The organism is Coprococcus intestinihominis (assembly GCF_040096555.1).
In the GTDB taxonomy this organism is placed as follows: domain Bacteria; phylum Bacillota; class Clostridia; order Lachnospirales; family Lachnospiraceae; genus Coprococcus_A; species Coprococcus_A intestinihominis.
Genome location: NZ_JBBMEK010000197.1, coordinates 1 through 6,251 on the forward strand (window position 1 = coordinate 1; position 6,251 = coordinate 6,251).

At 43.8% G+C, this 6,251-nt stretch carries 7 protein-coding genes; all 7 read left to right on the top strand.

Annotated elements, in window-relative coordinates; translation table 11 throughout:
• Positions 1-940 (top strand): FAD:protein FMN transferase (locus WMO25_RS13310; RefSeq protein ID WP_349085692.1); only part of this gene is annotated, 940 nt, incomplete at its 5' end.
• Between the two features lie 69 nt (positions 941-1,009).
• Positions 1,010-2,338, top strand: a complete 1,329-nt coding sequence (rsxC, locus tag WMO25_RS13315; protein ID WP_349085694.1) for an electron transport complex subunit RsxC — start codon at positions 1,010-1,012, stop codon at positions 2,336-2,338.
• A gap of 9 nt (positions 2,339-2,347) precedes the next feature.
• Positions 2,348-3,289, top strand: a complete 942-nt coding sequence (locus WMO25_RS13320) for an RnfABCDGE type electron transport complex subunit D (protein ID WP_349085696.1) — start codon at positions 2,348-2,350, stop codon at positions 3,287-3,289.
• Positions 3,289-3,858 (top strand): RnfABCDGE type electron transport complex subunit G, encoded by a 570-nt coding sequence (locus WMO25_RS13325; RefSeq protein WP_349085698.1) that lies wholly within the window; start codon positions 3,289-3,291, stop codon positions 3,856-3,858. Before WMO25_RS13320 ends, WMO25_RS13325 begins: the two co-directional genes overlap by 1 nt.
• On the top strand, positions 3,858-4,547 hold the full coding sequence (gene rsxE / locus WMO25_RS13330; RefSeq protein WP_015513963.1) for an electron transport complex subunit RsxE: 690 nt from the start codon (positions 3,858-3,860) through the stop codon (positions 4,545-4,547). The genes WMO25_RS13325 and rsxE overlap by 1 nt, the downstream gene beginning before the upstream one ends.
• Positions 4,547-5,143: an electron transport complex protein RnfA gene (locus WMO25_RS13335; RefSeq protein ID WP_015513964.1), complete on the top strand. Its 597-nt coding sequence runs from the start codon at positions 4,547-4,549 to the stop codon at positions 5,141-5,143. The genes rsxE and WMO25_RS13335 overlap by 1 nt, the downstream gene beginning before the upstream one ends.
• Before the next feature lie 12 nt (positions 5,144-5,155).
• Positions 5,156-5,926 (top strand): RnfABCDGE type electron transport complex subunit B, encoded by a 771-nt coding sequence (locus WMO25_RS13340; RefSeq protein ID WP_015513965.1) that lies wholly within the window; start codon positions 5,156-5,158, stop codon positions 5,924-5,926.
• Positions 5,927-6,251: the final 325 nt, after the last annotated feature.

A 6,251-nucleotide genomic window follows, 5' to 3' on the forward strand; every position in this document is an offset into this window, starting at 1 on the left:
CCGGGTATTTGCCGAAGATGCTTCTGAGATCATGCAGGAAGCGGAACAGGCACTTTATGGCTGTGACAGTCTTCTTTCCTGGAGAGAGGAAGGGTCATTAGCATACAGATTTAATACGGAGCATCAGGCAGATATGTCTGAGATGAAAGAAGTATTTGAAGATGCCCTTCAGGTCAGTAAAGACAGTCAGGGCGCATTTGATCTCACTGTTTTACCGCTTTCACAGCTTTGGAATTTTGATAAGCTCGGGGACAGTGATTTTGATGTGTCAACAATGAAAGTCCCGGATAAAGAAGATATTGCACAGGCAATGGCGAAAGTGGATTATACTCAGCTGAAGTATGATGATGCGACCGGGATACTTACTACAGAAAATCCGGATATTCAGATTGAATTAGGTGCCATTGGCAAAGGCTATGCTATCGAGCAGGCGAAGGATGTTTTGAAACGTTCTGATGCATCAGGCGGGATGGTTTCGGCCGGCAGTTCCATTTATGTCTGTGGAACAAAGAAAGATGGCAGCTGGTTCAGAGTAGCTTTAAGAGATCCCCGTGGTGATGAAAATTCAGCGATCGGGGTGCTTACCTTGTCGGATACGACGATATCCACATCCGGCGATTATGAGCGCTATTTTGAAAAGGATGGTGTGAGATATCACCATATACTGGATCCGCGGACAGGCTATCCGGCTGACAGCGGACTGATGCAGGTAACGATTATCTGTGATGACAGTGTGATTGGAGATGCACTGTCGACGGCATGTTTTGTCCTTGGTCTGGACAAGGGCATGAATCTGGCAGCAAAATATGGTGTTAATGCGATTTTTGTTGATACAGATAAGAATATCTGGTACAATAACCCGGATGTCTTGAATTATTTTGAGTTTACAGGAAAGGATTCAGGATATGTTTTAAATGAATATAATCAGGCTCGCAGTTAAGGCTGTGGACTGGTTTATATAATAAAGTTTTGCGGACGAAAGTCCAAAAATATCTAGAGGAGGATTCAAATGGCAAAACAATCAAGTGGACTTCTTGGCAGTTTAGGATTTGTTAAAAGCCCTGGAGCACCCGTACCTCACAGAAAACATACCAGTGCTTGTCAGACAGTTGAGATGCCGGTACCGGCAACTGTAACTATCGTTATGTCACAGCATATTGGTGCACCTTGTACACCATGCGTTAAAGCAAAGGATCAGGTGTTTGTAGGTACGCTTGTAGGTGAAAGCACTGCATTTATGTCAGCGCCGATACATTCCAGCGTGTCAGGTACAGTCAAAAAAATTGACACAGTTTTAATGCCGAATGGTACAAAGGCACAGGCAATCGTCATCGATACAGATGGTGAACAGACTGTTGACCCGGCTATTCAGCCACCAGTAGTGAATTCAAAAGAGGAATTTATTGAAGCTGTTAAACAGTCAGGTCTTGTAGGTCTTGGTGGTGCCGGTTTCCCAGCACACATCAAGTTGAACCCTAAGGACAAGATTGAATATCTCTGCATCAATGCGGCAGAATGTGAACCTTATATCACAGCCGATGTCAGAGAGATCATGGAGAACCATGAGAACGTTCTTTACGGTATCAGCCAGGTTATGAAATACGTCGGTATCGACAAGGCTTTGATCGGTATTGAGGACAACAAGCCTGAAGCAATCAAGCTGATGCAGGAGAAGACAGCACAGATGAGCAATGTTGAAGTTGTGACATTACCTTCACGTTATCCACAGGGTGCTGAGAAAGTTCTTATTGAACAGTGTACAGGACGTCAGGTGCCTCCTGGCAAACTTCCATCCGATGTGGGATGTATCGTTATGAACGTTGCATCTGTAGGTTTCCTCGGTGGTTATCTGAAGAATGGTATTCCGTTGACAACAAAGCGTGTCACTGTTGATGGTTCTGCAATTACAGAAGCTAAGAACGTCAGAGTTCCGATCGGTGCTCCGATTAAAGATATTATTGCATTCTGCGGCGGATACAAAGGTACACCGGCCAAACTGATCAGTGGTGGTCCTATGATGGGTACTGCATTGATGACCGATGACTTCCCTGTTCTGAAACAGAACAATGCTTTCCTTGCTTTCGATGAAGCAGAAGCTAAATCCCTTGAACCGACAGCATGTATCAGCTGCGGTCGCTGCGTCAATGCATGTCCTATGAATCTGATGCCTACAAAGCTTGAGGCTGCTACTATCTACAAGAGAGTAGACGACCTGAAGAAGTACAGTGTCATGACATGTATGGAATGCGGCTGCTGTGCATTCGTATGTCCAGCAAACAGGAAACTCGTTCAGTCTATGAGAATTGGTAAAGCCATTCTTCGTAATGCAGGAAAGTAGGTGTACATAATGGATGGTAAATTAATTGTTTCTTCATCACCTCATATTTCGAGTCCGGTGAAAACAAAGAATATCATGCTTGATGTTATCATCGCATTGATTCCTTCTTTGATTGCATCAATTTATTTCTTCGGACCGAGAGCTGCTGTGATTGTTATCGCTTCAGTAGCAACTTGTGTGATTGCTGAGTATATCTGCCGTAAAGTCATGAAACGTGAGCAGACAATCGGTGATCTCAGTGCAGTCGTAACTGGTATTCTTCTGGCATTCAACCTGCCTTCAAGTGTACCGATCTATGTGCCGATCATCGGTGGTCTGGTAGCCATTGTTATGGTTAAGCAGATGTTTGGTGGTCTTGGTCAGAACTTCGTTAACCCGGCTCTGCTGGCACGTATCATTCTGATGAACTCCTTCCCTGTACTGATGACAACATGGTATCCATCAGGTAACTTTGGAGCTGATACAACAGCAATGGCTTCACCGCTTGCGAATATCGCATTGGGCAAAGTAGATGAACTGCCATCTTACTGGGATATGTTCATCGGTAACATTCCTGGATGTTTGGGTGAAACAAGTGCCTTGGCACTTCTGATTGGCGGTATTTATCTGATCGCCAGAAAAGTTATCTCCCCGATCATCCCTGTAACTTATATCGGTACAGTATTTGTTCTGTCTGCAATTCTCGGACAGGATCCTGTTGCCCAGATTCTCTGCGGTGGTCTTTTCATCGGTGCAATCTTTATGGCAACAGACTATGTAACAAGCCCTCTGACGAATAAAGGCAAATTCATCTACGCTCTTTGTTGCGGTATCATCACTTGCCTTATCCGTGTATTTGCTTCCCTTCCGGAAGGTGTATCTTACTCAATCGTTCTGATGAACATCATCGTTCCTCTGATTGAGAGAGCTACAGTTCCTAAACCGTTTGGTACTGTAAAGGAGGCTAAGTAATGAATTTTAAATCAATTGGTATTCCTACAATCAAATTGTTAGTTATTGCAGCTGTTATTACAATACTTCTGTTCCTGACAAATAATACAACAGAAGCAAAGATTGCTCAGAATCAGGCAGATGCGAATGTGGCTTCCCGTAAGGAAGTTCTTCCGGATGCTGACGATTTTGATGAGAAGACAGTGACTGTTGACGGCGTAGAGTATACATACTATGAAGCCAAGAATGGCGCAGGTTATGTATTCTCCGGTTCCAATAAAGGTTACGGCGGTGCGGTAGTTGCCATGGTTGGTATTTCTTCAGATGGCAAAGTTGTTGGTGTCAAAGTTACAGAAGCTGCTGATGAAACACCTGGTCTTGGTGCAAAATGGGTCGCAACAGATGCATCCGGTGATGAGAGACGTGCTCAGTTTATCGGTGATATCCCTGAAGGCGGTTCTTTTGCAGTTAAAAAAGACGGCGGTAAGATTCAGGCGGTAGCCGGTGCTACAATTACATCACGTGCTGTTACACATGATGTCAATGATGCGATCGCACAGTATAATGCTGTAGTAGGAGGTGCTAACTAATGGCTAAAAAAGAGAAAAGTTATGGCGAGATTCTGACAGCCGGTTTTATTAAAGAAAACCCTGTTCTTCGTCTTGTATTAGGTACCTGTCCTACACTGGCCGTTACAACACAGGCTTTTAACGGTCTTGGTATGGGTGCCGCAGCTACACTGGTACTGATCGGTTCCAATGCTGTTATTTCGTTACTTCGTAACGTTATTCCTGATAAGGTTCGTATTCCGGCTTTCATCACAATCATCGCTGGTTTCGTAACAATTATTCAGATGCTTGTTAAGGCATTTGTACCAGCTCTGGATTCAGCGCTTGGTATTTATCTGCCTCTGATCGTTGTTAACTGTATTATTCTTGGCCGTGCAGAAAGTTTTGCCAGCAAGAATAAAGTCCTTCCATCCATCCTTGATGGTCTTGGAATGGGTATCGGTTTCACAATCGCCCTTGTATTAATGGGTTCCATCCGTGAGATCATTGGTAATGGTTCATGGTTTGGTATGGTTCTCAATGATGGTAGTATGATTCAGCCTATGCTGATTCTCATCCTGCCTCCTGGTGGTTTCTTTGTATTCGGTATGTTGATTGCACTGTTCAATCGTCTTGCTGAAGGTAAAGGCAAAGAGCCTGCAACATTATCATGCTGTAATTGCCCACAGGCTGCCAGCTGTATGAAAGCATCAGAAGGAGGTTGTGAATAATGTCAATTACTGGTTTACTTTCAATTTTCCTTGCGGCCATTCTGACAAACAACTATATCCTGTCTAAATTCCTTGGTATCTGTCCATTCCTGGGCGTTTCCAAGAAACTGGATACAGCAGTCAGCATGAGTGCTGCCGTTATCGTCGTAATGGTTGTTGCTACAGCTGTTACATGGCCAATCCAGACATTATTGTTGGATCCACTTGGCCTTGGTTACTTACAGACAATCGTATTCATCCTGATCATTGCAGCACTTGTTCAATTCATTGAGACGTTCATGAAGAAGAACATGCCGCCTCTTTATCAGGCTCTGGGTGTATACCTTCCTCTGATCACAACAAACTGTGCAGTACTTGGTGTTACAACCCTGAATATCAGCTCTGGTTATAACTATATCGAATCACTGATCAATTCATTTGGTTCAGGTGTTGGTTTCCTTGTTGCCATGGTACTTTTTGCAGGTGTCAGAGGAAGACTGGAAACAGCGGATATCCCTAAATCATTACAGGGTCTGCCAATCACACTGGTATCCGCATCTATCGTAGCTTGTTCATTCCTTGGCTTCGGCGGCCTTGTAGACGGCATTTTTAAATAGGAGGGATTGGACATGTATGGTATTATTCTTGTAGCGGTTATCGCGATTATTGCAGGTCTGCTTTTGTCATGGGCTTCCATTCAGTTCGCAGTACCTGTTGATGAAAAACAGGCAGCAGTCAGAGAGGTTCTTCCTGGTGCTAACTGTGGTGCCTGCGGTTTCTCCGGTTGTGACGGCTATGCAGCAGCTCTTGCTGCAGGAACAGCAGAAATCGGTCTTTGTTCTCCTGGTGGTCCGGATGTTGCAGAAGAATGTGCAACAATCCTGGGCAAAGCAGCAGGTGAAATGGTTAGAAAAGTTGCGCTTGTACAGTGTAACGGTACTTGCTCAAATGCAGGTCAGAAACTCATCTATGATGGTGTTGACACATGTCAGGCAGTGAGCCTGATGTTTGCCGGCGACAGCACATGTGCATATGGCTGCCTTGGCCATGGTGACTGTGCAGCTGTTTGCCCTGAGAAGGCAATCATTGTTCATGACGGTCTGGCTATGATCGATCAGGACAAGTGTGTTGGCTGTGGTATCTGTGTGAAGACATGTCCGAAGCATGTGATCGCACTTGTACCATTCGAGAAGAAACATCATGTACTTTGCGTCAATACAGATAAGGGTGCAGAAGCAATGAAAGTCTGCAAGACAAGCTGTATTGGTTGTATGAAGTGTGTGAAGACTTGTGAGCATGACGCAATCCATGTTACAAACTTCAATGCAGCCATTGATTATGATAAGTGTACAAACTGCGGCGCATGTGCAGAAGTGTGTCCAAAACATGCCATCTGCTAATAGCGGGCTGTATACAGATTGTTGATTTTAAGGCGGATGTCGAAAGGCATCCGCCTTTTAAAATTTAAGAGACGACGTCAAATGAATAGTATAAAATATTGAAATTCCGGGATAATGAAAAAAACGAATCCAACTGTAAGAAAACTGAAAGAAATAACTGGCATTATTTTCAGAAATTTGCAGTAGAATCATTGATATAGAGTAAAATGAATAACTAAAAACAAAAGGGGAAAACGATGGAACAGCAGACAATATTAATTGTAGATGATGACAGAGAAATTGTACGTGTCATTGCCAAAATACTTGAACTGGAAGGATATAGGAC

What these genes read in the sequence shown, in the direction of transcription:
- rsxC (WP_349085694.1), top strand. Translation starts at nt 1,010, where the DNA reads ATGGCAAAACAATCAAGTGGACTTCTTGGCAGTTTAGGATTTGTTAAA.
- WMO25_RS13320 (WP_349085696.1), top strand. Translation starts at nt 2,348, where the DNA reads ATGGATGGTAAATTAATTGTTTCTTCATCACCTCATATTTCGAGTCCG.
- WMO25_RS13325 (WP_349085698.1), top strand. Translation starts at nt 3,289, where the DNA reads ATGAATTTTAAATCAATTGGTATTCCTACAATCAAATTGTTAGTTATT.
- rsxE (WP_015513963.1), top strand. Translation starts at nt 3,858, where the DNA reads ATGGCTAAAAAAGAGAAAAGTTATGGCGAGATTCTGACAGCCGGTTTT.
- WMO25_RS13335 (WP_015513964.1), top strand. Translation starts at nt 4,547, where the DNA reads ATGTCAATTACTGGTTTACTTTCAATTTTCCTTGCGGCCATTCTGACA.
- WMO25_RS13340 (WP_015513965.1), top strand. Translation starts at nt 5,156, where the DNA reads ATGTATGGTATTATTCTTGTAGCGGTTATCGCGATTATTGCAGGTCTG.